Source organism: Catenuloplanes indicus, assembly GCF_030813715.1.
In the GTDB taxonomy this organism is placed as follows: Bacteria; Actinomycetota; Actinomycetes; order Mycobacteriales; family Micromonosporaceae; genus Catenuloplanes; species Catenuloplanes indicus.
Window position 1 is genome coordinate 2,838,328 of record NZ_JAUSUZ010000001.1, and the last position, 23,927, is coordinate 2,862,254.

General features: G+C 71.7%; 23 protein-coding genes. 10 read left to right on the plus strand and 13 right to left on the minus strand.

Translation table 11 applies throughout. The features are described 5' to 3' along the window. Positions 1-5 precede the first annotated feature (5 nt). Together J2S42_RS12690 and J2S42_RS12695 are read right to left on the minus strand one after the other, a co-directional pair. Entirely contained in the window at positions 6-674 is a 669-nt protein-coding gene (locus tag J2S42_RS12690; RefSeq protein WP_307238815.1) for a CDP-alcohol phosphatidyltransferase family protein, read from the minus strand. Positions 675-756: 82 nt separating this feature from the next. Continuing rightward, positions 757-1,701 carry a DNA adenine methylase gene (locus J2S42_RS12695; RefSeq protein ID WP_307238817.1) on the minus strand — a complete coding sequence of 315 codons (945 nt, stop codon included), beginning with the start codon at positions 1,699-1,701 and terminating at the stop codon, positions 757-759. A 205-nt stretch (positions 1,702-1,906) separates the two neighbouring features. Between J2S42_RS12695 and J2S42_RS12700 the strand changes: the two genes are divergently transcribed. Together J2S42_RS12700 and J2S42_RS12705 are read left to right on the plus strand one after the other, a co-directional pair. Next, positions 1,907-3,274 (plus strand): helix-turn-helix domain-containing protein, encoded by a 1,368-nt coding sequence (locus J2S42_RS12700; protein ID WP_307238819.1) that lies wholly within the window; start codon positions 1,907-1,909, stop codon positions 3,272-3,274. 206 nt (positions 3,275-3,480) lie between these two features. Then, positions 3,481-4,563: a polyprenyl synthetase family protein gene (locus J2S42_RS12705; RefSeq protein ID WP_307248725.1), complete on the plus strand. Its 1,083-nt coding sequence runs from the start codon at positions 3,481-3,483 to the stop codon at positions 4,561-4,563. 52 nt (positions 4,564-4,615) lie between these two features. On the opposite strand, the gene J2S42_RS12710 is transcribed toward J2S42_RS12705, so the two are convergent. Then, positions 4,616-4,984, minus strand: a complete 369-nt coding sequence (locus J2S42_RS12710) for an Rv2175c family DNA-binding protein (protein WP_307238820.1) — start codon at positions 4,982-4,984, stop codon at positions 4,616-4,618. A 99-nt stretch (positions 4,985-5,083) separates the two neighbouring features. Here J2S42_RS12710 and J2S42_RS12715 point away from each other — a divergent pair, with 99 nt between their 5' ends. The 5 genes from J2S42_RS12715 to bfr all read left to right on the plus strand — a co-directional run bounded on the left by J2S42_RS12715 (position 5,084) and on the right by bfr (position 9,851). Further along, positions 5,084-5,965 carry a hypothetical protein gene (locus tag J2S42_RS12715; protein ID WP_307238822.1) on the plus strand — a complete coding sequence of 294 codons (882 nt, stop codon included), beginning with the start codon at positions 5,084-5,086 and terminating at the stop codon, positions 5,963-5,965. 122 nt (positions 5,966-6,087) lie between these two features. After that, positions 6,088-8,124: a Stk1 family PASTA domain-containing Ser/Thr kinase gene (gene pknB, locus J2S42_RS12720; RefSeq protein ID WP_307238824.1), complete on the plus strand. Its 2,037-nt coding sequence runs from the start codon at positions 6,088-6,090 to the stop codon at positions 8,122-8,124. After that, the gene (locus J2S42_RS12725; RefSeq protein WP_307238826.1) at positions 8,115-8,984 is read left to right on the plus strand and encodes a deoxyribonuclease IV; all 870 of its coding nucleotides are present in this window, start codon (positions 8,115-8,117) and stop codon (positions 8,982-8,984) included. The genes pknB and J2S42_RS12725 overlap by 10 nt, the downstream gene beginning before the upstream one ends. 101 nt (positions 8,985-9,085) lie before the next feature. Then, positions 9,086-9,274, plus strand: coding sequence for a (2Fe-2S)-binding protein (locus J2S42_RS12730; protein WP_307238829.1), 189 nt, complete (start codon positions 9,086-9,088; stop codon positions 9,272-9,274). Between the two features lie 94 nt (positions 9,275-9,368). Continuing rightward, positions 9,369-9,851 carry a bacterioferritin gene (bfr, locus tag J2S42_RS12735; RefSeq protein WP_307238830.1) on the plus strand — a complete coding sequence of 161 codons (483 nt, stop codon included), beginning with the start codon at positions 9,369-9,371 and terminating at the stop codon, positions 9,849-9,851. A 54-nt stretch (positions 9,852-9,905) separates the two neighbouring features. Here the strand turns inward: bfr and J2S42_RS12740 are convergent, their stop codons facing one another. After that, on the minus strand, positions 9,906-10,841 hold the full coding sequence (locus J2S42_RS12740) for an FKBP-type peptidyl-prolyl cis-trans isomerase (RefSeq protein WP_307238832.1): 936 nt from the start codon (positions 10,839-10,841) through the stop codon (positions 9,906-9,908). A 135-nt stretch (positions 10,842-10,976) separates the two neighbouring features. Here J2S42_RS12740 and J2S42_RS12745 point away from each other — a divergent pair, with 135 nt between their 5' ends. Continuing rightward, complete coding sequence (locus tag J2S42_RS12745) at positions 10,977-11,564, plus strand: hypothetical protein (RefSeq protein ID WP_307238834.1); 588 nt, start codon at positions 10,977-10,979, stop codon at positions 11,562-11,564. 12 nt (positions 11,565-11,576) lie between these two features. On the opposite strand, the gene J2S42_RS12750 is transcribed toward J2S42_RS12745, so the two are convergent. The 4 genes from J2S42_RS12750 to J2S42_RS12765 all read right to left on the minus strand — a co-directional run bounded on the left by J2S42_RS12750 (position 11,577) and on the right by J2S42_RS12765 (position 17,276). Beyond that, positions 11,577-12,605 (minus strand): threonine aldolase family protein, encoded by a 1,029-nt coding sequence (locus tag J2S42_RS12750; RefSeq protein ID WP_307238836.1) that lies wholly within the window; start codon positions 12,603-12,605, stop codon positions 11,577-11,579. After that, the gene (locus tag J2S42_RS12755) at positions 12,598-14,004 is read right to left on the minus strand and encodes a class II 3-deoxy-7-phosphoheptulonate synthase (protein WP_307238838.1); all 1,407 of its coding nucleotides are present in this window, start codon (positions 14,002-14,004) and stop codon (positions 12,598-12,600) included. The genes J2S42_RS12750 and J2S42_RS12755 overlap by 8 nt, the downstream gene beginning before the upstream one ends. Positions 14,005-14,088: 84 nt before the next feature. Continuing rightward, positions 14,089-15,276, minus strand: a complete 1,188-nt coding sequence (gene tuf / locus J2S42_RS12760; protein ID WP_307238839.1) for an elongation factor Tu — start codon at positions 15,274-15,276, stop codon at positions 14,089-14,091. 386 nt (positions 15,277-15,662) lie between these two features. Then, positions 15,663-17,276 carry a glycosyl hydrolase family 18 protein gene (locus J2S42_RS12765; protein WP_307238841.1) on the minus strand — a complete coding sequence of 538 codons (1,614 nt, stop codon included), beginning with the start codon at positions 17,274-17,276 and terminating at the stop codon, positions 15,663-15,665. 140 nt (positions 17,277-17,416) lie between these two features. On the opposite strand from J2S42_RS12765, the gene J2S42_RS12770 reads away from it, so the two are divergent. Beyond that, positions 17,417-17,905: a glutathione peroxidase gene (locus J2S42_RS12770; RefSeq protein ID WP_307238843.1), complete on the plus strand. Its 489-nt coding sequence runs from the start codon at positions 17,417-17,419 to the stop codon at positions 17,903-17,905. A 1,890-nt stretch (positions 17,906-19,795) separates the two neighbouring features. On the opposite strand, the gene J2S42_RS12775 is transcribed toward J2S42_RS12770, so the two are convergent. Then, a complete protein-coding gene (locus J2S42_RS12775; protein WP_307238845.1) occupies positions 19,796-20,146 on the minus strand; it encodes a DUF2203 domain-containing protein in 351 nt (116 codons plus the stop codon). A 75-nt stretch (positions 20,147-20,221) separates the two neighbouring features. Between J2S42_RS12775 and J2S42_RS12780 the strand changes: the two genes are divergently transcribed. Then, on the plus strand, positions 20,222-20,668 hold the full coding sequence (locus J2S42_RS12780) for a hypothetical protein (protein WP_307238847.1): 447 nt from the start codon (positions 20,222-20,224) through the stop codon (positions 20,666-20,668). A 21-nt stretch (positions 20,669-20,689) separates the two neighbouring features. On the opposite strand, the gene J2S42_RS12785 is transcribed toward J2S42_RS12780, so the two are convergent. From J2S42_RS12785 to J2S42_RS12800, 4 genes are all read right to left on the minus strand, one after another. Continuing rightward, positions 20,690-21,082, minus strand: a complete 393-nt coding sequence (locus J2S42_RS12785) for a hypothetical protein (RefSeq protein ID WP_307238848.1) — start codon at positions 21,080-21,082, stop codon at positions 20,690-20,692. A gap of 152 nt (positions 21,083-21,234) precedes the next feature. Then, entirely contained in the window at positions 21,235-22,047 is an 813-nt protein-coding gene (gene proC, locus J2S42_RS12790) for a pyrroline-5-carboxylate reductase (RefSeq protein ID WP_307238850.1), read from the minus strand. 71 nt (positions 22,048-22,118) lie between these two features. Continuing rightward, positions 22,119-23,147 carry a 6-phosphofructokinase gene (locus J2S42_RS12795; protein WP_307238852.1) on the minus strand — a complete coding sequence of 343 codons (1,029 nt, stop codon included), beginning with the start codon at positions 23,145-23,147 and terminating at the stop codon, positions 22,119-22,121. 270 nt (positions 23,148-23,417) lie between these two features. After that, the gene (locus J2S42_RS12800) at positions 23,418-23,921 is read right to left on the minus strand and encodes a polyadenylate-specific 3'-exoribonuclease AS (RefSeq protein WP_307238853.1); all 504 of its coding nucleotides are present in this window, start codon (positions 23,919-23,921) and stop codon (positions 23,418-23,420) included. Positions 23,922-23,927: the final 6 nt, after the last annotated feature.

Here is a 23,927-nt window from a genome sequence, read left to right on the forward strand (position 1 = left end):
GTGGTTCAGGCCAGCGCGCGGCGCACCACGGCCAGCAGCTGGCAGAGGCCGTAACCGGCGAGGAGCACCCAGACCACCATCGCGAGCGTGGCGGTGCCGGCCGCGAGCTCCGTGGTGATCAGCGCTCCCGCGCCGGTGAACAGCAGGCCGACCAGTGCCACCGAGACCCGGCTGGGCCGCTCGCCGACCGTGACCGCGCCGATCTCGCGCATGCCGGCGACGCTGGCCCGGGCCCGGACGTACTCGTGCAGCCAGGAGAGCGCACCGGCGACCACGACGAGCCAGCCGAACGCACCGGCCGCCCAGAACGCGGCCAGCCAGGCGGCCTCGCCGAGCCGGTCGGCGACCGAGTCGTAGAGGTGGCCGATCCGGGACGCGCGCCCGGACGTGACCGCGACCGCGCCGTCCACACTGTCGGCCACACCGGCCAGCAGCACCAGCGCGGCACCGGCGAGCGGGCCCGCGGTCCGGTCGGCGAGCACGACCAGCGGCACGCAGGCGCAGATCAGCAGCCCGACGACGGTGACCGCGGTGGGCGGCACACCGAGCCGGCCGAGCGGACGGCCGAGCACGAACGCCAGCCGCAGCCAGCCGCGCACCAGGAACGAGGCACGTCTCGGGTCGAAGCCTCCGTGCAACGCCGACCAGGCCGTCGCGTACTCGTCCCAGGTCATGTTTCGTCCCAGGTCATGTTTCGTCCCAGGTCATGCGCCCTCACCCCTGCACTTTACCGGCCGCTCAGGCCGCGGCGCCGGTTCAGGCCGGGTGAACCGGCGGTCGGCCACCCGACAACCGCTCCAGCACGCGTGCGGTGCCGCCGAGCCGGTCACGCAGTGCCGGTGAGACGTACAGCGATTCCACCGTGGGCAGCGGGCATCCGTTCAGCGTGGCCTGCGCGGACGTCCCGGCCGGCACGGCCAGGGCAAGAAGATCCAGATCCGGGGGTACGGCCGGACCGTACCGTTTCCCGCCGGTGCTGCCGTCGTAGGAGAGCAGGAACGACACGCCCGCGCCGACCGCGTCCCGGAGCGCGGCGTAGAACTCGTCCCGGTGCAGCCCCCGCATGTACCGATGGTCCTTGCTCGCCGAGACGCCCTGGTAGGGCGGGTCCAGGTAGACCACGTCCGCGGCGGCGGCACCGGTCAGCGGCGCGCGGTAGTCACCGGCCGTGACGTCCGCACCGGCCAGCGCGCGCGAGGTGGCTCGGATCCGGGCCCGCATCAGCGCCGGCCGGGCGCCGAGCCGCCGCCGGTCGGCCGCCTGGTTGAACTCGCCGTGCCGGTTGTAGCGCACCGACGCCTTCACACACCGGGCCAGCAGGTAGAGCAGCAGGTGCGGCGCGTGCCCGGCGTTGAAGTCGTCGCGCGCCCGGCGGTAGAACGCGTCCGGGTCCGGCCGCTGTGCCTCCCAGAGCGCCGCGTAGTCGTCGGCGAGCGCGTCCGGCTCGTCCAGGATCCGCCGCCAGAGCGCGATGAGTGGCTCGTTGACGTCCCGCAGCCGCACCCGGCGCGGGATGCCGAGGTGGCTCGCCGCGATCGAGACCGCGGCCGACCCGGCGAACGGCTCGATCAGGTCGGCGGTCCCCTCCGGCAGCAGCGGCACGATCGCGTGGGCCAGAACCCGCTTGCTCCCCTGGTACGGAATCGCGTGCGGAACACCACGCAGCGCAGCCAACCGGGGAGCAGCCGGTAACGGGTACATGAACGCAGTCTGCCCCACGCCGTCACCCCCGCAGAACCGTCGTACCCCCAGCGTATAAATCACGGTCGAACGCACCCCGTCACCACACGCGTTCCCGCACTGGTCACCGGCCCTCCGCGACGGGCCGGGCCGATGCGGCCGAGCCCGGGCACCCGCCCGGGCGGGGGTCAGCGCCATCGGTTCCGTCCGGCAAGGGAGTGTGCACATGTCCATGTTCGATCCCCCACCCGACACCCGTCCGCTGGGCCCGCTGCTGACCGCGCTGCGCCGCGGCCTCGGCTGGAGCCAGGACCGGGTGGCGGAGCAGCTCTGCGCCGCGTCCGGCCGGCACACGATCACCCGCAATGAGATCAGCCGCTGGGAGCGCGCCGAGCGCGTGCCCAGCGCGTTCTGGCGCCGCTGGCTGGCCACCGTCCTCGGCGCCGACCCGGCCGACCTGGCCCGGTCCGCCGCCGCGGTCCGCCGCGCGCTGCCCGCCCGGCCCGGCCCGGCCGCCGCGCTCCCCGGCCGCGCCGCCGCCCACCCGGCCGGGCCCGCCGCGGCACCGGCCGCGGAGACCGCCCGGCTGCGCCGCGCCGCGCATGCCTGGCTGGCCACGCCGTCCGGCGCGGACGTGCCGGCCGCCCGGGCCGCACCGGCGCTCACCCGGCGGTTGCTGCGGCTGGCCGGCACGGTGGTGACCGCGCCGGGCGCCGCCGGACCCGCCGGGCTGCCCGGCCTGCGCCGGCTGGACGACCTGGTCGGCGGCGCCGACCTGGCCGGCACGCTGGGCCGGCGGCTGATCACCGCGCACGCCGAACCCGGCCCGGCGGGGGTGGCCGGGCTGACGTCGGTCGCCGAGGGGGCACAGCTGCTCGGCTGGGTGGCCGCGGACGCCGGCCGGTGGCGCACCGCGGTCGCGGCGCACCGGGTGGCGCTGCAGGCCGCGCACGCGGCCGGGGCCCGGCCGCTCGCCGGTTACGTGCTGTCCTCCGCGAGCCACCTGCTCACCGAGGCCGGCGATCCGGCCACCGGTCTGCTGCTGGCCCGCACCGCCTGGTCCGGCGCGGCACGCTCCGGCGGCGCGACCGGCCGGGCGCTGCTGCTGCACCGCGCCGCGCTGGCCTGCGCGCTGTCCGGCCGGCACCGCGAGGCCGATGTCGCGCTCGCCGCGGCCCGGCGCGCGGCCGACCGGGCCGACCCCGGGCACGACCCCGCCTGGCTTTACTGGCTGACCCCCGAGGAGCTGGCCGGCATGACCGGTCGCTGCCAGGCCGCGCTGGGCCGGCCGATGCGGGCGGTGGGCCCGCTGCTCCTGGCCGCGCGGGCCGCGCCCGGCCCGCGCACCGCCGCGCTGCACCGCACCTGGCTGGCCCGCGCGCTCGCGGACGGCGGCGACGTGGAGCGCGCCTGCGCGGCCGGATCGGCCGCGCTGCACGATGCGATCCGGGCCGGTTCCGTGCGGGCCGCCATCCAGGTGCGCCGCCTGCAGTCCCGCCTCTGCGCACACGCGCCGCACCCGGCCGCCCGGCGGCACCGCGACGAGTTCGCGGCCGCCCACGACCTCCTCGCGGACGTCCGGCCGGCCGCGTGACGCGCACACCCGGCCACGGTGGGCCGCCCGGCACTCGACCGGGCCGCCCACCGGGCCGGGGCCGCACCCGTGCCGAGGTGAGCGGCCGGGGCGGGGCGAGATCCGGGCGTCACCCGGGCGCGGCGGCGCGGAGGCCGGCGTACCGGTGCCGCGTGCGGTCCGGCGGCGCCGCGGCCCGGCTCCCGTTTCGGCGCAGGCGCTAGCCTCTGGTGGTGACCAGCACCGTTTCCCCGGTCGACCGCCACGGTCTGCGCGCCCGCGTCGACAAGGCCCTCGCCGCTTTCCTCGCGCACCAGCGCACCCGCCTGCACGACATCGACGACGCGCTCGACGACGTGACCGAGGCGCTGGAGGCGTTCGTGCTGCGCGGCGGCAAGCGGCTGCGGCCCGCGTTCGGCTACTGGGGTTACCGCGGCGCCGGCGGCATCGACTCGGACGCGGTGGTCACCGGCCTGTCCGCGCTCGAGCTGGTGCAGGCCAGCGCGCTGATCCACGATGACCTGATCGACCGGTCGGACACCCGGCGCGGCGAGCCGTCGGTGCACCGCCGGTTCGCGGCCCGGCACCGCGCGGCCGGCTGGCACGGCGACCCGAACGACTTCGGCGCGTCCGCCGCGATCCTGCTCGGCGACCTGTGCCTGGCCTGGTCGGACGAGATGCTGCACGGCGCCGGGCTGGACCCGGAGGTGCTGACCCGGGCGCGCGGCGCGTTCGACGAGATGCGTACCGAGGTGATGGCCGGGCAATACCTGGACGTGCTGGCGCAGAACGACGGCGACGCGTCCGCGGAGCGGGCCGCCAAGATTGCCATCTACAAGTCCGCGAAATACACGGTCGAGCGACCGCTGCTGCTCGGCGCCGCGTTGGCCGGTGCGCCCGCGCCGGTGCTGGCCGCCTACTCCGCGTACGGTCTGCCGCTCGGCGAGGCGTTCCAGTTGCGCGACGACGTGCTCGGCGTGTTCGGCGACCCGGCGCAGACCGGCAAGCCGGCCGGCGACGACCTGCGCGAGGGCAAGCGCACGTTCCTGATCGCGGCCGCGCTGCGCGAGGCCGGCCCGGCGGACCGGGCGACGCTGCTGGCCGCGCTCGGCGATCCGGCGCTGGACACGGCCGGCGTGGACCGGCTGCGCACGATCATCACGGAGACCGGAGCGCTGGCCCGGACCGAGGAGCGGATCAGCACACTGACCTCGGCCGCGCTGGCCGCGCTGAGCGCAGTGCCGCTGGAGCCGGAGGCGCAGGACACGCTCACCGCGCTGGCGGCCGCGGCCACCCGCCGCACCATCTGAGTCACCGGTGTGAGGCGTCGTTCCCGGGGCGGGAACGACGCCTCACATCCCGTCAGAAACCGGCTGCCTGGGCACGCCGCTTGACCTCGGTCGCCCGCGGCCCGGCCAGCGCCGCAGCGGGCGAACCGGGCAAAGTGTCATCTTCGGTGTAGAGCCACTCCAAAGCCTCTTGGTCGTTGTACCCAGCGTCGTGCAGCAACGTGAGGACGCCGGGGAGGTGCTTGAGCACGGTGCTATTGGCCACCAGCTCAGCGGGCACCCGCATGATGCCGTCACGACGGACCGCCAGCAGCGCACGATCTCGGATCATCTGGTGCACCTTGCTGATGCCCAGATCCAGGCGCTCGGCGACGTCCGGCAGGGTCAGCCACTCGGCGGGACCCGGGGTTTCACCGGCATTCACATCACGGGGTTCGGTCACCGCCCCACCCTCGCATGCCGCGGTCGCGGCGAGCCAGCGGATCCCCCACCGGATCGGCCGGCCGGCTCGCCCTGCCCCGGCGAAAGGAAGCAACAACACGTGAGCATCTTGCGGATCGTCCGCGACGAGGCGGCGGGCGCTTGGCGATCGCTGCGGTACGACCTCGACCGGCGCGGCACGGAGGCGCCGCGCGCCCACTACGGCTACGGCCACGAGCCGGGCGCCGAGGACCTCTCCGGGTACGGCCGGCCGCCGCGCCGCCTGCTGGCCGCGGGCGCGTTCGGCGTGCTGGCACTGGTCGGCGCCGCGGGCACCTACGTCACCGTGGCGAACAGCCTGGACTCGGTGCTGAACACGGACGCGTCCGCGCAGCGGGACCGGCCGGAGATCCCCGGCCTGCCGGCACCGGCGCCGTCCCCCGGCCCGGGCCTGCTGCCGGCCGCGCCCGCGGCGCCGGACACCGCACAGCCGTGGACCACGTCGGCGAGCCGGCCGGTGCCACCGCCGGAGGCCACCACCGCGACCGCGACCGCGCGCGGCGTCGCACCGGTCACCGCCCGTCCGGGGCGCACGGTCGAAGCCGCGCCGACACCGGACGCACCGCCGCTGACCGGCTTTCCGGGCCTTCCGGGCTCGCCCGGCGTGCCGAGCCTCCCGGGCACGCCGAGCCTGCCGGGGTCGCCGTCGACGACCGGGTCGCCCGACACGCCCGGCCTGCCGGTGCCGACCCCGACCTCGCCCCCGGACGACCGGCCACCGCACTGGGACGGGCACGAACCGGATCAGATTCCCGACTGGCCCGAATGGCCGGAACCGCCGGATTTTCCGAGCGCGCCCACGGAGGTCCCCGAGTCGATGACGCCCGCCCCGGGCGCGGACGGCACCGGGCCGGGGAGCGCGACCACGGACGGGGGCCCGCCCGGCAGTTCCGGAAATATCACGAATCAGCGGGCGAATGTGACGGGCGGCACCGGATACTAGCGGGCCGACACCGGGCATAGCGGGTCATTAATCGGGCACTCTCCGTGCGGAGGGTGCCCGTGACGTATTCGCTATGGCATCCTGGTCTGCCGGTTATACAACGACACTTAGACTTCAGGCCGATGGATACTCAGGTCGCGGACGAACTTCTGGGCTCGCTTGTCGACGGGCGCTACCGCATTCGCGGTCGTGTCGCCCGTGGTGGCATGGCGACCGTGTACACCGCTACCGACGAGCGCCTCGAGCGCACGGTGGCGCTCAAGATCATCCATCCCTCGCAGAGCCGCGACCCGCGCTTCCTGGAGCGGTTCACCGACGAGGCCAAGACGATAGCGCGGCTGACCCACCCCAACGTGGTCGCCGTCTACGACCAGGGCGTCTACCGCGGCCTGCCCTACCTGGTGATGGAGTACGTACGCGGCCGCACGCTGCGCGACATACTCGCTCAGCGGCGCCGCCTGGAGCCGGGCGAGGCGCTCACCGTCCTGGACCAGATGCTGGCCGCGGTCGCCGCCGCGCATCGCGCCGGCCTGGTGCACCGCGACGTCAAGCCGGAGAACGTGCTGGTCGCGGAGCCGCCGAGCGGCGGGCTGATGGACGCGGTGGTCAAGGTCGCCGACTTCGGCCTGGCCCGCGCGGTCGAGGCGAGCGCGGAGGACGAGTCCGGCGGCGGCCAGCTGATGGCAACCGTGGCGTACGTGGCGCCCGAGCTGGTCTCCGAGGGCAAGGCGGACACACGCACCGACGTCTACGCGTCCGGCATCGTGCTGTTCGAGATGCTCACCGGCCGCGTGCCGTACGACGGCGACCAGCCCATCGAGATCGCCTGGGCACACGTCGACAACGACGTCCCGGCACCGTCCTCCCTGGTCCCGGGCCTGCCGGCGTCGGTGGACGCGCTGGTCCGGTCCGCCACCCGGCGCGATCCGGCGGCCCGCCCGCCGGACGCCGGCCGGCTGCTCACCGCGGTGCAGGCGGTGCGCGACGAGCTGGGCAGCACGCCACCCGCGCCACCGGCCACGCCGCACCGCTCCGGCGAGGCACCGACCGCGCGGATGCGCCCGGTCACCGAGCCGACCCAGATGGTCACCCAGGTCCAGCAGCCGGTGGCGGACGACCGCCCGTCCTGGTCCCGCCTGCCCGGTCAGCCGGAGCGGGCCCGGCCGCAGACGTACTCGGCGGGCAGTTATGCGTCCACCGGCACCTACTCCTCCGGCGCCGGTGCGGCGGGCACGCCTGGCGGCAGCGCGTACGGCACGCCGCGGCGCCCGGCGCCGGTCGACAACCAGCGCATGCGCATCGCGCTGATCGCCGGCGGCCTGGTCGTCCTGACCGTGCTGCTGGTCGGCGGCTGGTGGCTCGGCTTCGGCCGGTTCACCACCGTGCCGGACTCGACCAGCCTGACCCAGGCGGACGCGCAGACCAGGCTCACCCAAGCCGGTTTCGTGGTACAGATCGGCGAGGGCCGATACGACGACGCCGTGCCGAAGGACTCCGTGGTCGCCCAGGAGCCGCCGAGCGGCAGCCGGCTGACCCAGGGCTCGGTGGTCACGCTGATCCTCTCGCTCGGCCCGGAGCGGTTCACCGTGCCGGACGTGGTCGGCAAGGACTTCGACGTGGCCAAGCTGGAGCTGGAGAATCGCGGGCTGGCCGTCGACCGCGGCTCGGACAAGTTTGACAACGCGATTCCGGAGGGCTTCGTCGTCGCGATAGACCCGAAGGAGAACGCCGAGGTCAAGCCGGGCGACCGGGTGACGGTCACGGTCAGCAAGGGCCGTGCGCCGATCACCGTGCCCAGCCTGATCGGCAAGAACGTCAACCAGGCGCGCTCCGAGCTGGCCGCGCTCGGGCTGAACCTGCTGGAGGAGCGCAAGGACGACCCGAACCGGGCACGGGACGAGGTCATCGCGCAGGACCCGGCGGACGGCACCGGCGTCGAGGAGGGTGCGGACATCCGGGTAACCGTGAGCAACGGCCCACCGCAGCTCACGCTGCCCCGCGTGGTCGACCAGCCCTGCCCGGCCGCGAAGGCGCAGCTGGAGGCGCTGGGTCTGCGGGTGCGCACCGACGTCAACCCGAACGCGACCGTACGTTTCCAGAACCCGGGCGAGAACACCCCGGTTGATCCGAACACCGAGGTCGTGCTCACGTGCTTCTGACAGACCGCCCGATCGGCGCGCACTCCCCGACCGCCGGCGGGCTGGCCAAGGCCGCGCTGCCGCACCTTGACGCGATCGGCGGCGAGGCCGTCCAGGTCTACGTGTCGAACTCGCGCGGCTGGGCGCTGCCGGCCGGTAACCCGGCGCAGGACGAGCTGTTCCGCCACGGGTGCGCCGAGCGCGGCGTGCCGGTCTTCATCCACGCGGCGCTGCTGGTCAACCTGGGTTCGCCCACGGCCGCGACCGTGGAGAAGTCGGTCGCGACGCTGGATCACGCGCTGCTGCGCGGCCGGGCGATCGGCGCCTCCGGCGTGGTGTTCCACGCCGGCAGCGCGGTCGACGCGGAATACTCCGAGACCGCGCTCAAGCAGGTGCGCGAGTCGCTGCTGCCGCTGCTGGACGCGGCCGCGGAGGTGGGCGGGCCACGGCTGCTGGTCGAGCCGAGCGCGGGCGGCGGGCGCTCGCTCGCGGCCCGGGTGGAGGACCTCGGGCCGTACCTCGCGGCGGTCGACCACCACCCGTGGCTGGGCGTCTGTTTCGACACCTGCCACGCGTGGGCGGCCGGGCACGACGTGGCCGTGCCGGGCGGCATGACCGCGACGCTGGACGCGCTGGTCGCGACCGTGGGCCCAGACCGGCTGCGGCTGGTCCACGCGAACGACTCGAAGGACCCGTGCGGCTCCACCCGCGACCGGCACGAGTCGATCGGCAAGGGCACGATCGGCGAGGAGCCGTTCGCGGAGCTGCTCCGCCACCCGGCCACCGCGGGCGTTCCGGTGGTCGTGGAGACCGCGTCCGAGGGCACCGTCGGGCACGCCGCGGACGTGGCGACGCTCAAGCGCCTGCGTACCCCGGTGTGATCTTCAGGGAATTTGAGCGCTCTCCGGGTGGTGGGCCTTGTCTGGCCTCGGTGTTTAGGGCACCCTAACCAAGGCAAGGCTTACCAGACCGGAGGACGTACGTGTTCGCGTGCATATGTAAGCGGGTTCGCGAGTGCGAGGTCCGGTCCGTGATCCAGGGCGGCGCACGGACGAAGCGCTCCGTGGCCGAGGCGTGTGGTGCTGGCACCAGCTGCGGCACCTGCGTACGCCGGATCGGTCAGCTCATCGACGAGGAGACCGGCGCGCAGGCGCTCAGCCCGGCCTCGTAACCCTGTCCTAACATAGTGTTTCCTAATAAAATGCCCTAATCGGGCATATTGCTAGGCTCCCCTCCACGGCAACGAACGTGGGGGGTATGAAGCCATGCACGGCGACGCACGCGTCATCGAATTCCTGAACGAGCAGCTCACCGCGGAGCTCACCGCGATCAACCAGTACTTCCTGCACGCCAAGATGCAGGAGAACTGGGGCTACACGGTGCTGGCCAAGCACACCAAGGCAGAGTCGATCGACGAGATGCGGCACGCGGAGGTGCTGACCGACCGGATCCTCTTCCTGGAGGGCCTGCCGAACTACCAGAAGCTCTTCGCGCTGCGGATCGGCGAGACCGTCAAGGAGCAGTTCGACTGCGACATGAAGATCGAGCGCGAGGCCGTCGATCGGCTGCGCGAGGGGGCCGCATACATGCGCTCGATCGGCGACATCACGTCCGCCAAGATCTTCGAGGACATCCTCGCGGACGAGGAGCACCACATCGACTACCTCGAGACGCAGCTGCACCTGATCTCGACGTTCGGCGAGGCGCTCTACCTGCAGAACGTCACGGAGCACCCCGAGGCCGGCTGAGACCTCGTCAACGGGTACGGGCGGGGACTCGCGCAGTCCCCGCCCGTTCGCCGTCTACTGTCCCTGCGCGTTCAGCACGTCGACCACGAACCGGAGGTCGCCGGTCGGCCGGCCACTGCCGTCGTCCTTGTCGCCGTAGGCCAGGTCCGGCGGGAGGTCCAGGATGATCCGGCTACCCACCGGCACGTTCATCAGGCCTTGCTCCCAGCCGTCGATCAGCTGGCCCATGCCGATCGTGAACTCGATCGCCTCCTGCCGGCTCCACGACGAGTCGAACTCCTCGCCGGTGCCGTACAGCACGCCCACGTAGTTCGCGGTGATCAGGTCGCCTTCCTTGGTGGCCGGGCCGGTCCCCTTGATCACGTAGGTGATCTTCGGCTTGCCCGCCTCCAGCTTGCCCTGACCCTTCTCCACCACCGGCTTGGTGCTCAGCGCCGGGTCGGCACCGGCCGGGACCGGCGGGAACGGCACGGCCGGCGGCTGCGACGGCTCCTCGGCCGGCGCGGTCGGCGTGGCGGTCGCCTCGGCCACCGGGTCCTCGGAGCGGCTGTCCGCGAAGTAGACCGCGCCGACGATCACCGCGACCACGGCGAGACCGACCACGGCGAGACCGAACGCCTGCCGGCCGGCCTTGCGCGCCCGCGCCCGCTGCGTCTGTATGCGCAGCAGCTCGCGCTTCTCCGCCTTGGTCAGCGGACGCGCCTCCTCGGCCTTCTCCCCGCCGGCGCTCTCGGCCTCGTCACCGTCGGCGGCAGCCTCAGCCTTGCCCTCGGCGTCGTCGGCCTCGCCGCCGTCGACCGCGGAAGCCTCGCCGCCGTCGACCGTAGAAGCCTCGCCGCCGTCGGCCGTAGAAGCCTCGCCGGCGCCGGTCGCGGCCTTCGTCGTACCCTCGGCCTGGTCCTTGGTCTCGTCCTTGCCCGCCGTGTCGATGACGTCCGCCTTCTTCGGCGCCGTCGTCTCGGACTTCTCCGTTCCGACCGGATCGCTCATCTGTCTGTCGACTCCCGATGGACAAGGGCGCGGCTGCGGCCCGTACGGCGAATAGCTTGAATTTCTCGGTACACCGTAATGCCTGAACCTGGACGCGACCTACCCGGGAGCACGCGGATCGGTACGGTTGGTGGCATGAGCGACCAGACCATGGTCGGTTTCGGCGCGAAACAGGCCTGGCTGGCCGTGCGCGACGCCGAAGCCGCCGAGATCATCAATGCGATGGAGCTGCGCGACCTCGGTCCGGTCCCCTGGCGTGACGGCGTCGACCTCGCCTACCTGACGGACGACCGCCTGGTGATCACGCCACCGCTGCCCGGCGCGGACGCGGCCGTCTGGACGCTGGTCACCGGCCGATGGCTGCTCACCCCGGCCGCGCGCGCCGGGCTCGACCTGGCCGACCTGTCCGAGTCGCTGGGCACCGAGGTGCAGTCGTTCGCCACCCACCGGGTCGGCGAGGTGCACTCGTGGCGCCGCGCGGTCAAGGGCACGCTGATCCGCGCGTTCGGCTACATCGGCGAGTCCGGCGACGTCACGGCCTGGCACGGTACGCCGGACGAGGCCGAGCGCGCGGCCGGGCTCCCGGCCGAGCTGGACGACGACACCACCGTGATCGTCTCCGAGCGGGACGTGCTGCGCGTCGCCGCCGCCTGGAGCATCGACCCGACCGGCCTCACCGGCCGCCGCGCCGCCGGCCCGCTCCGCGCCGCCGCCGCACCGTAGCCGCTCCGGCCGTTACCTCAGCAGGTCGTAGAGGACCTCGGCCGCGCGGTCGACGCCGGCCGGGTCCACGTCCAGATGCGTGACCAGCCGCGCCGTGCGCGGCGTGACCTCGGAGATCAGCACGCCGCGGTCGCGCGCCGCCGCGGCGAGCCCGGCCGCGTCCAGCGCGGTCTTGGTCAGGTCCAGCGGCACGATGTTGGTGCGCACCGCGTCCGCGTCGACCACGCCGGCCGGGGCCAGCGCGGTCGCCAGCCGGGCCGCGTGCGCGTGGTCCTCGGCCAGCCGCGGGATGTGGTGGCGCAGCGCGTACAGGCCACCGGCCGCGATGATGCCGGCCTGGCGCATGCCGCCGCCGAGCCGCTTGCGGATGACCCGGCCGCGGGCGATCGCCGCCCGGTTCGACACCAGCACGGAACCGACCGGCGCGCCGAGGCCCTTGGACAGGCAGACCGAGACCGAGTCGAAGAGCCGGCCGTAGACGTCCAGCGGCACGCCGGTGGCGACGTGCGCGTTCCACAGCCGGGCGCCGTCGCAGTGCAGCCCCAGGCCGTAGCGGTCGCACAGCTCGCGCAGCTGCCGGAGCGTGTCCAGCGGGATGACCGTACCCCCGCTGCGATTGTGGGTCTGCTCCACCGCGATCGCGCGGGTCGCGTTCGTGTCGTAGCCGCCCGGCACCCTGATCAGGCTCTCGACCACCGCCGGGTCGAGCGCGCCGCCGACCGCCGGCCAGGTGCGGGACGAGATCCCGCCGTAGGCCGCGGCCGCGCCCATCTCGTAGATCAGCACGTGCGCGTTCGCGTCGGTCAGCAGCTCCTCGCCGGGCGGGACGAGCAGCTGGAGGCCGATCTGGTTGGCCATCGAGCCGGACGGCGTGAACAGCCCGGCCTCGTGCCCGAGCAGCGCGGCCACCTCGTCCTGCAGCGTGTTGACCGTCGGGTCCTCGCCGTAGACGTCGTCGCCGACCTCGGCCGCGGCCATCGCGGCCCGCATCTGGGGCGTGGGCTTGGTGAACGTGTCCGACCTCAGGTCGACGTCAGCCACGCAGCATCTCCGCCACCAGGAACGCCAGCTCCAGCGACTGCTGGGTGTTCAGCCGCGGGTCGCAGGCGGTCTCGTACCGGCTGGGCAGGTCCAGGTCCGCGATGCCCTGCGCGCCGCCGAGGCACTCGGTGACGTCCTCGCCGGTCAGCTCCACGTGGATGCCGCCCGGGTGGGTGCCGAGCTGGCGGTGCACCTCGAAGTAGCCGAGCACCTCGTCGACGATCCGGTCGAACTGCCGGGTCTTGTAGCCGTTCGACGACTCGATCGTGTTGCCGTGCATCGGGTCGCACTGCCAGACGACCTTCGCGCCGGACGCGGTCACCTTGTCCACGATCGCGGGCAGCGCGTCCCGCACCTTGTGGTTGCCCATCCGGCTGATCAGCGTGAGCTTGCCGGGCACGTTGTCCGGGTTGAGCCGCTCGCACAGCTCGATCGCGGTCTCCGGCGAGGTGGTCGGGCCGAGCTTGACGCCGACCGGGTTCGCGATCCGGGAGATGAAGTCGATGTGCGCGTGGTCGAGCTGGCGGGTGCGCTCGCCGACCCAGAGGAAGTGGCCGGAGAGACAGTACGCCTTGCCGTCCGAGACGCGGGTGAGCGCGCGGTCGTACTCCAGTGCCAGCGCCTCGTGCGAACAGGCCAGGTTGACCGTGCGCAGGGCCTCGTCGTCACGCAGGCCGCAGGCGCGGATGAACGACATGGCCCGGTCGATCTCGCGGGCGATCGCCTCGTACCGCTCGCCGGCCGCGGACGACTTGACGAAGTCCTTGTTCCAGTCGTGCACCGCGTGCAGGTCGGCGAGCCCGCCGCTGAGGTAGGCGCGCAACATGTTCATCGCGGCGGCCGAGTTCGCGTACGCCCGGATCATCCGCTGCGGGTCGGCGACGCGCGCCTCCGGCGTCGCCTCCAGTGAGTTGATCATGTCGCCGCGGTAGGCCGGGAGGCCCAGCGAGTCCAGCGCGGCGGAGCGGGGCTTGGTGTACTGCCCGGCGACCCGGGCGACCTTGATCACCGGCAGCGACGCGCCGTAGGTGAGCACGACCGCCATCTGCAGCAGCGTCCGCGCGTTGGCCAGCAGGTGCGCCTCGGTGTTGTCGGAGAACGTCTCCGCGCAGTCGCCACCCTGGAGCAGGAACGCCTTGCCCTCGGCGACCAGCGCGAGCCGGGCGCGCAGGTCGTCCACCTCGTACGGCGCGACGATCGGCGGCACGGTGTCGAGGACCTTGCAGACCTCGGCGACCTCGTCCATGTCCGGCCACGGCGGCATCTGCACGCGCGGCAGCGCGCGCCAGTGGTCGAGGCCCAGCGCCTCGGCCTCCTCCGCGTCGGTGGTGGGGCGGCTGGTCTGCAGGGCGACCGAGCCGACGGCGGGATGACTGAGCTGATGCCACTCCTGGCGCATGACGACCACATTACGGCGGCCGGTTGATCATCGGAAAACGGAGGGCCGCGCTTCCTGTTGACTGGGAAGCGCGGCCCCGGCCCGCTAATCCAGCAGCTCAGTCACGGTCCCCGCGGCCACCGTCCGGTTGCCCTCGCGCACCGCGAAGCCGAGCCCGGTCGCCATCGCGACCGGCCGGTCCAGCACCACGCCGAGCGACACCGTGTCGCCCGGCATGACCATCTGCACGTCGCCGAGGTCCATCGCACCGGCCACGTCCGCGGTCCGGAAGTAGAACTGCGGGCGATAGTTGGCCAGGAACGGCGTGTGCCGTCCACCCTCGGCCGCGGTCAGCGCGTACAGCTCGGCCCGGAACCGCCGGTGCGCCCGCACCGAGCCGGGCACGGTCAGCACCTGGCCGCGGGCGACCTGGTCCCGCTTGACGCCGCGCAGCAGCACGGCCGCGTTGTCCCCGGCCTCGGCTGCGAGCAGGCTCTTTCCGAACGTCTCCATGCCGGTCGCGACCGTCTGGATCGGCTCGCCCAGCCCGACCACCTCGACCGGCTCGCCGAGGCGCAACGTGCCGCGCTCGACCGCGCCGGTGACCACGGTGCCGCGCCCGGAGATGGTGAGCACGTTCTCGATCGGCATCAGGAACGGCTCCGCCAGGTCCCGCGGTGGCTCCGGCACGTAGCCGTCGACCGCGGCCAGCAGGTCCGCGATCGACTGCGTCCAGCGCGGGTCGCCCGCAAGCGCCTGCAGCGCGGAGACGCGGACCACCGGCACCTCGTCGCCCGGGAAGCCGTACTCGGACAGCAGCTCCCGCACCTCCAGCTCGACCAGGTCCAGCAGTTCCTCGTCCTGCACCGCGTCCGCCTTGTTGATGGCGACCACCAGGTGCGGCACGCCGACCCGCCGGGCCAGCAGCACGTGCTCGCGCGTCTGCGGCATCGACCCGTCCTGCGCGGACACCACCAGGATCGCGCCGTCCACCTGCGCCGCCCCCGTGATCATGTTCTTCACGTAGTCGGCGTGGCCCGGCATGTCCACGTGCGCGTAGTGCCGCGTGGCCGTCTCGTACTCCACGTGCGCGATGTTGATGGTGATCCCGCGCTGCACCTCCTCCGGCGCCCGGTCGATCCCGTCGAACGACACGTAGCTGTTGACCTGCGGGTACCGCTCGGCCAGCACCTTCGTGATCGCCGCGGTCAGCGTGGTCTTCCCGTGGTCGACGTGGCCCATCGTCCCGATGTTGAGGTGCGGCTTCGTCCGCACGAACTGGCTCTTCGCCATGACCTTTCCCAATTCATTGGAATGCTTTTCGAAGGCGGACAGCAAAACGCGGGCGGACGCCACTCCGCGGCCATTGTGAAATAGCATGGCTCCGCGCCAGAACCGCGCGACAGAACCCCCAGGGAATCAACACCACACGGGGGTACGACGAGAGCACCCTTCTCCTCCGGTCCTGCTGGAGCGGGAGAAGGGTCAGCTATCCAGTCGTCCGGGCACGGCGGCGAGCGCGCCGGACCGGCAACCGCCGGTGCGCACCTCAAGCCCATTCATGCCGAACATGAGCAACACGATAGCGCGCGGAATCGCGCGCTGCCACCCGATAAAAGGGCCTGCCCTCACCACCGGGTGGACGGTGGTGAGGGCAGGCGTCCTTGCGAAGGGAATACCTAGTTGAGACCGTTCTTCACGGCGGTGATGAGTTCGCCGTTGGTGGTGTCGCCGGACAACTCCCAGAAGAACGCGCCACCGAGACCCTGCTGCTTCGCGTAGGTCATCTTGCCGGTCATCGTGGCCGGGGTGTCGTAGCTCCACCAGTTGCCGCCGCAGTACGCGTAGGCCGTGCCGCCGACCGTGCCCGTCGCCGGGCAGGAGTTCTTCAGCACCTTGTAGTCGTCGATGCCGGGCTCGTACTTGCCGGGCGCCGGGCCGGTCGCGGAGCCGCCGGGTGCGGCCTGGGTCACGCCGGTCCAGCCGCGACCGTAGAAGCCCACGCCGAGCAGCAGCTTGTCGGCCGGGATGCCCTTGGCCTTGAGCTTCTGGATGGCGGCGTCCGAGTTGAAGCCCGCGGTCGGGATGCCGTTGTACGCGGTCAGCGGCGAGTGCGGGGCGGTCGGGCCCTGCGCGTTGAACGCGCCGAAGTAGTCGTACGTCATCGGCATCAGCCAGTTGAGGTTGTTGATCGCGCCGGCGTAGTCGGTGGCGTCGATCTTGCCGCCGTTGCTGCCGTCCGCCGTGATCGCCGAGGTGATCAGCGCGTTCGGGCCGAACTTCGCCCGCAGCGCCGCGATCACGTTCTTGTACGCGTTCGGCCCGCTGGAGTCACAGGTGAGACCGCAGGCGTTCGGGTACTCCCAGTCGATGTCGATGCCGTCGAACACGTCCGCCCAGCGCGGGTCCTCGACCACGTTGTAGCAGGACTCGGCGAACGCGGTGGGGTTCTGCGCGGCCTGGGTGAAGCCGCCGGACCAGGTCCAGCCGCCGAACGAGTAGATCACCTTGAGGTGCGGGTACTTCGCCTTGAGCTGGCGCAGCTGGTTGAAGCTGCCGCGCAGCGGCTGGTCCCACGTGTCCGCCACGCCGCTGACGCTCTGGTCCGCGGTGTAGGACTTCTCGTACGCCGGGAACGTCTCGCCGACCGAGCAGCGGCCGCCGGTGGTGTTGCCGAACGCGTAGAGGATGTGGGTCAGCTTGGCCGCCGACCCGCTGGTGTCGATGTTCTTCACGTGGTACTGCCGGTCGTACACGCCCCACTCGGCGAAGTACCCGACGACCTTCTTGCCACCCGGGTTCGGCGGTGGCGTCGTGGGCGGCGGGGTGGTCGGCGGCTGCGTGGTCGGCGGCACGGTGGTGGGTGGCGCCGTGGTCGGCGGCGTCGTGCCACCACCGCACGACACGCCGTTGATCGTGCAGCTGGTCGGCGCCGCGAACGTGCCGGTGCCCACGTAACCCCAGGTCACCGATGCGCCGGGGGCAAGACTGCCGGCCCAGCTCTTCTTGACGGCGGTGTAGGTGTTGCCGCTCCGGGTCACGTCCGCGTCCCAGGAGCTGCTGATGGAGGTACTCGCCGGAAGCGTGAACGTGATGCTCCAGGTGGCGACGGCGGCATCGGAGCCGTTCGTCACCTTGACGGCGACCTCGTGGCCGGTCCCCCAGTCGGAGCTGGCGGTGAAGGTGGCGGCAATGCTGCCCGCGGCCATCGCGTTGACGGCCGGGACTGCGGTGGCGGCCAGGGCCGCAACGACCGCACCCGCCAGCAGCCCACGGCGGACGGATCTTCTCATGGCGTCTCCAGATCGATTAGGAAACTTTCCTAAGAGTGAAGGCCGGTGTCAGGTTTCCGTCAAGATGCCGATACATGGATTTATCAATTTCTTAGGGCAACGGACGTTCCGGACGCCTACTCGGCGTAATGTCCAGTTCCATGACCGTCTTCGACGTGGAGATCAACTCGCTCTCCGGCGACCCCGCCAACCTCGCCCGCTTCCGCGGAAGCGCCCTGCTCATCGTCAACGTCGCCTCCAAGTGCGGCTCCACCCCGCAGTACAGCGCCCTGGAGTCCCTCGCCGAGGAGTACGCCAGCCGCGGCCTGGTCGTCCTCGGCGCCCCGTGCAACCAGTTCGGCGGCCAGGAACCCGGCACCGCCGAGGAGATCGCCGAATTCTGCGCCACCACCTACGGCGTCACGTTCCCGATGACGGAGAAGGTCGAGGTCAACGGCCCCCACCGCCACCCCCTCTTCGCCGAGCTGGTCCCGGCCCCCGACCCCGACGGCGAGGCCGGCGACGTCCGCTGGAACTTCGAGAAGTTCCTCGTCACCCCCGACGGCACGGTCGCCGCCCGCTTCCGCACCGCCACCCAGCCGGACGCCCCCGAGGTCCGCGAGGCCATCGAGAAGGCACTCCCTCGCTAGCCCCGGGCGTCACCTGCCGCGCAATCGAGACGTCAGCGGCCCGCGTCGAGAATGGCAACCGCCCTGAATCCACCCTTTCGAGGACCGTTCAGGGCGGCCACGCCACCCCGACATAATGCGATACCGGCCGTCGTGACGCTACTGAAGCATCATGTGGAATTCCGCAAGGCGATCCCACGCCGGGCCCTTCTCGCCTATGACCGCTCTTACGGTAGCACTTCATCACTGCCGATATTCTCCGGCGGCAGATCGTGCCTTTCGGCGAGTTGTCGATCCCGGCGCGGCTGCGAATGGCCGATTCTCGGAATGCCCTCGTTCGGAATCACTTCCGGCAACGACGGCGGCCCGCGAGCCGGAATTACTTTCGGCAGCGGCGGCGGCCTGCGAGCAGGGCCGGGCAGCAGGAATTCCGCGCTGGCGCCGCCGATCAGGATTTGCCGAGGACTCGGCGAAGACACTGGAGGCCTTCCGGCGCCCGGAGGGCATGTGATCGCCGGCGACAAACGCGCGGCCACACGAAGACACCGGCGAAGCAGCAGCCACGCGACCATCCGAAAACACCGGCGACGCCGCCGGTGGGTGATCATCCCGAGATTCTGACGGCGTGGCAGACACGTGATCGTCCCAGGACGCCGGCGGTCTCACGGAAACGCAATCCCCAGGCGGCACCGGCAACGCGGCAAGCAGGTGATCGCTCCGGGACGCCGGCCGTTCCGCAGAAACACGACCACCGGGCGACACCGCCGGTGAGGCGTGATCACCTCGGGACACCGACGGCTTCGTAGGCAGAGGACCGCCCAGCGACACCGGCGGCGCAGGCCGCAGCTGATCCTCCCGGGACACCGGCGGATCCGCACACACACGACCACCCAGCGACACCGGCGGCACGGTCAGCAGAATGTTCCGTGAAGCGTTTCGATCCCGCATCACGGCCAATTCTGCCGACGTGAACAGCTGCATCTGGCGCACAGGGAAAGCTTTCCACGGAATAGCGATCATTGCAGACCCAGATACGGCGTCCGGCCTACATGCGATCGTGCACCATTCGCAATACGAGACCTTCCCGCCTCGCCAGGCATTTCCAGCGGCACCAGCCCGTCACTTCGACAGAATCGTTAGCGACTACAAATAGAACACAACTCACGGAAACGGCGACGGTATCGATTTTCGCTTTCGTGCACCAGCACAGACCGGCACCGCCGGGATGCACCGTCTGCCGTCGACCACCCCTGGGGTGCAGATCTTCGGCAGAGCCGCCGCACACGACGCAGCCGCAACGAAGGCACGGACGGCGCGTAGCGACGACCCTGCCGACCTAGACCAAAGCCGGCGGCCCTGCCGAAGATCTGCTCGGCTTCGCCCGGGCGACGGCAGGCGGTGCATCCCGGCCCACAGACGCAACCCATCCCACCCACGAAAAAACAGCCGGCCCCACGGACCCCGCACCCGCCGAAAGCCCCGCCATGCACCGGAGCCCGAGACCCGCCGGAGGCACCGCACTACAACGCAACCCACCACACCACAGCACCCCACGGACGCCACCGATATACCGAAATATCGGGCGCGCAGCGCCCGATCACGCCCAGCGTGAACGAGACCAAGCCGACCGCCGCTCCGGATCAAGCAATGCTGCGCAACGCACGAGAAGCAGCACGACCAGAGGAACGAGCGACGCGGAAGCAACCAGCGACGCGGAAGCAACCAGCGACGCGGAAGCAACCGGTTGACGCAGCCCGAGCCAGCCGCCGCCAAGACAAGCGGGCCACGTCAGAGAAGCCGGGCACCGCACGGCAGGACGCCCTTGTCGCCTCGGACCCCGCAGGGAGGAGCGCCGGCGACGACCGTTGCCCGCGGGAGCATGCGGAACTCACCCGGCCGGAAGCGGGCACATCACGTCGGCCGGCGGCCGGCGAAGCCGCACTCCAGCCGGTGGTACCAGTCGATGCTGCGGTCGCCTTCGAGCCAGCACCAGAGGATCGGCCGGCCGTCCAGTTCGCCAGGGAAGTCCAGTAGAACCGGGGCCAGGTTCTTGATCTGGATGCCGTGTTGTTCGAGGAGTTCGACCGTGGCGTAGATCCGGGCGTCGAGTGCCTTGATCTCGGCGACGCCGCCGAACGGGCTTTCCAGACCGTCGGCCAGGTCGGCCTTCAGCTCCGCCAGGTCGGCGCGGAGCGTGATCAGTTCGTCGATGCGGGGACGCAGGGTGGCGATCAGCTGCCGGGCCTCGGCCAGTGTGAACACGACCCTCAGTATGGGGCATTCGTTGATCAGGACATGCTCCTGCCCGATCTATCCCTCTTCTCGCCGCATCGTGTCGTGGCGGACGCGGACCTCGACGGCGTGGTCGTGCCGGGTCTGCGGGCCGAGTTTCACCGGCGGGCGGGCGCGGATGGGATCGAGTCGGTCGGCGTCTACAGCTACGCGGGCGAGACGATCTTCATGGCCTGGGGGTTCGTCGGTGAGGCGCACTGCCGGTTCACCGCGCTGCGGGACCGGTCCGGCCGGTGGGGTGTGCCGGCGCCGGGATGTCCGCCGGTTCGGGAGCACCGGGACGGCGGGCGGGTCACTGCCCTCACGGTCGGGGATCACGTGCTCCCCATGGACCTCAGTGACTCGCCCGCCGCCGACCCGTGCGGTTCCGGTCCGGATGTGCCGCCGCCGGCCACAGAGGATGTCGGCCAGTCGATGCCCAGGGACTGGCCGGCCTCCGCAGCCGACAGCGGGGTTCACTCCGGGACCCTCAATCCCGGAATTCGCCGGTGAGTGCCGGTGGCAGCCGGTCACTCACCCACGGGACGGTTCGGTCGCGGCCGCGGGGGAAGGGACGGATCCGCGCACGAACCTGATGGAACCGATGGTGAGGCCGACCGCGACGCCGAACAGCAGCAGGTGTACGGCGGGCGGCACGATCGGCAGGAACGCGATGACGGCGACCGGGATCTGGACCAGGCCGGCCAGGGCCATCAGCAGGCCCCGGCGCCGGGCACCCCAGAGGTACGCCGAGACGACGGGCGAGATCACGACGGCCAGGCTCAGCACGTCCAGCAGTGCGTGGAGGTAGGGGTTCGTGACCTTGTCGTGAGCGAACGCGGAGGCGGGGGTGGCCACCCAGAGCATCGCGGTCGTCGCGCCAAGGGCCGCCCCACCGAGGGTCAGGCTTCGTCCGGTTGCTCGCATGGTGCACCTCCCCGGTCAGCAGTCAATTACTCGCTGTCATTTGACCGTAACGGGGAGGAGTGAGGGTGCGATAGCCCTACCTGGATGAATGAATAAACGGCCCGGTGAATGGCCGTGCATCTTTCCGGTGTGCAGCTTCCACACCTACCTGATCAGGTGTTTTGCTGCGCCAGCGCGGTCGCCCGGTCACGGGCCGCACCAAGAGCATCCAGCACCGCGGCGCGCAGCCCATGGCGTTCCAGCTCGGCCAGCGCGGCGGCCGTGGTGCCGCCCGGCGACGTAACCGCCTCGCGCAGCGTGACCGGATGCTCGCCGGACTCCCGCAGCATGGTGGCGGAGCCGAGCGCGGTCTGCACGGCCAGCTCGCGTGCGGTCGCCCGAGGCAGGCCGAGCAGCACACCGGCCTCGATCATCGCCTCGACGAAGAGGTAGACGTACGCGGGACCGGAGCCGGAGACGGCGGTGACCGCGTCCTGCTGCTTCTCCGGCACCCGGAGCACGGCGCCGAGCGGCCGGAACAGCTCCTCGGCCAGCGCCACGTGCGCGTCGGCCGCATGGACACCCGGCGAGATCGCCGAGATAGCGGCACCGGCCAGCGCGGGGGTGTTGGTCATGACCCGGACCACCGGCGTGCCCTCGGGCAGTCGACGCGCGAAGAACGCGGTGGTCAGACCGGCGCAGAGGGACACGACGAGCGTGCCGGGCCGCACCGCGCCGGCGATCTCGGCCAGCAGCGCGGCCGCGTCCTGCGGTTTCACGCCGATGACCAGGACCTCGGCCTCGGCCGCGGCGGTGGCGTTGTCCACCACCCGGACGCCGTGCCGGGCGCGCAGTTCATCGGCGCGTTCCGGGCGGCGCGCGGTGGCCAGCGCACGATCGGCCGGGTGGCCGCCGCGCAGCAGGCCGGCCAGCACCAGCCCGCCCATCGTCCCGGTGCCCAGCACCGCGATGGTCCGCTCGCTCATCGGTCGCTCCCCGCAGACGGGCGTCCCCCGTGCCGGCGGACGGCACGGGGGACGCCTGAACAGATGGACAATCAGCTGCCGAAGAAGACCTCGGCCTCGGTGTAGCGCTCCAGCGGGACGGTCTTGAGCTCGCCGGTGCCCTCGATCAGCGGGATGCGCACGATGTCGGTGCCGCGCAGCGCGACCATCTTGCCGAAGTCGCCCTCGTTGACCGCGTCGATCGCGGAGAGGCCGAAGCGGGTGGAGAGCACCCGGTCGAACGCGGTCGGCGTGCCACCGCGCTGGATGTGACCGAGCACGACCGTGCGGGCCTCCTTGCCGGTCTTCGCCTCCAGCTGCTCGGCGAGCCACTGGCCGATGCCGCCGAGACGGACATGGCCGAAGCTGTCCAGCTCCTGGTTCTGCAGCACCATCTGGCCCGCGAGCGGCTGGGCGCCCTCGGCGACGACCACGATCGGCGCGTACTCGTGCTGGAAGCGCTTCTCCACGTACGCCGCTACCTGGTCGACGTCGAACTCGCGCTCCGGCAGCAGGATGACGTTGGCGCCACCGGCGAGACCGGCGTGCAGCGCGATCCAGCCCGCGTGGCGGCCCATGACCTCGACGATCAGCGTGCGGTGGTGCGACTCGGCGGTGGTGTGCAGCCGGTCGATCGCCTCCATCGCGATGTTGACCGCGGTGTCGAAGCCGAACGTGTAGTCCGTGCCGTTCAGGTCGTTGTCGATCGTCTTCGGCACGCCGACGACGTTCACGCCCAGGTCGGCCAGCTTGGTGGCGACGCCGAGCGTGTCCTCGCCGCCGATCGCGATCAGCGCGTCCACGCCGAGGTTGGCCAGGTTCTCCTTGACCCGCTCGACACCGTTCTCGATCTTGAACAGGTTGGTCCGGGACGAGCCGAGGATGGTGCCGCCGCGCGGCAGGATGCCACGGACCTGCGGGATGCCGAGCGGCATGGTCAGACCCTCGAGCGGGCCCTTCCAGCCGTCACGGAAACCCACGAACTCGTGGCCGTAGACCGTGACGCCCTTACGGACCACGCCGCGGATGACCGCGTTCAGGCCGGGGCAGTCGCCGCCACCGGTGAGCACGCCGATACGCATATTGGCTCGTCCCTCCACACAACGTGCAAGCTTTTCGGCACCGAACCCCGGAAGCCACGTTGCCGGCCGGGGGCGGGCCGTCATCGCAGACTGTAGTCGGCGTCACTTCGCACCCCCGCAGCAGACCCCGGCTACACCCCGATGTCACGCGCGCTACGCCTTTGCTTCAGCCAAAACCCGGACGCCCGGAACGCGATGCCAAAACCGGGCATCACGTCAGAAACCAAGACCAAAACCCGGACGCCCGGAACGCGATGCCAAAACCGGGCATCACGTTCCGGGCTTGGTCATCGCTCTCCACCGCGCAAGGTTGTGGCGCGCGTCGACCAGGGCGTCGTGGCGGTCGGCCTCGGCGTCGGGCAGCGGTGGGCGGCCCCTGTCGTCCCACAGCTGGCGCAGGTCCTTGGTGAAGCGCGGGATCGCTCGCGGCAGCGCCGGCATCGCGCCCCAGAGCTGGGCCAGGACCACGTGGTCGTACGCGGCGAACCAGGCCCACAGGTCGAGCTGCTCGCCGGTGCGGCCGCGGATCGGCTGGACCAGGAACTCGTAGAGCTCGTCGCGGATCCGTTCGCGTGACTTCCAGGCGGGGTCACCCGGAGAGGGGAGGCGGTCGAGGACGTTGCGGCGCACCCACGGCGTGGCCCGCGTACCGTCGAATTCCGTGGAGATCGCGTAGAACTCCCGGCCGTTCTCGTCCACCACGCCGATCGAGACCAGGTCGATCGTTCGACCATCCTCGATGAATTCACAGTCATAGAAGTAGCGGTATGTCATCGCGCA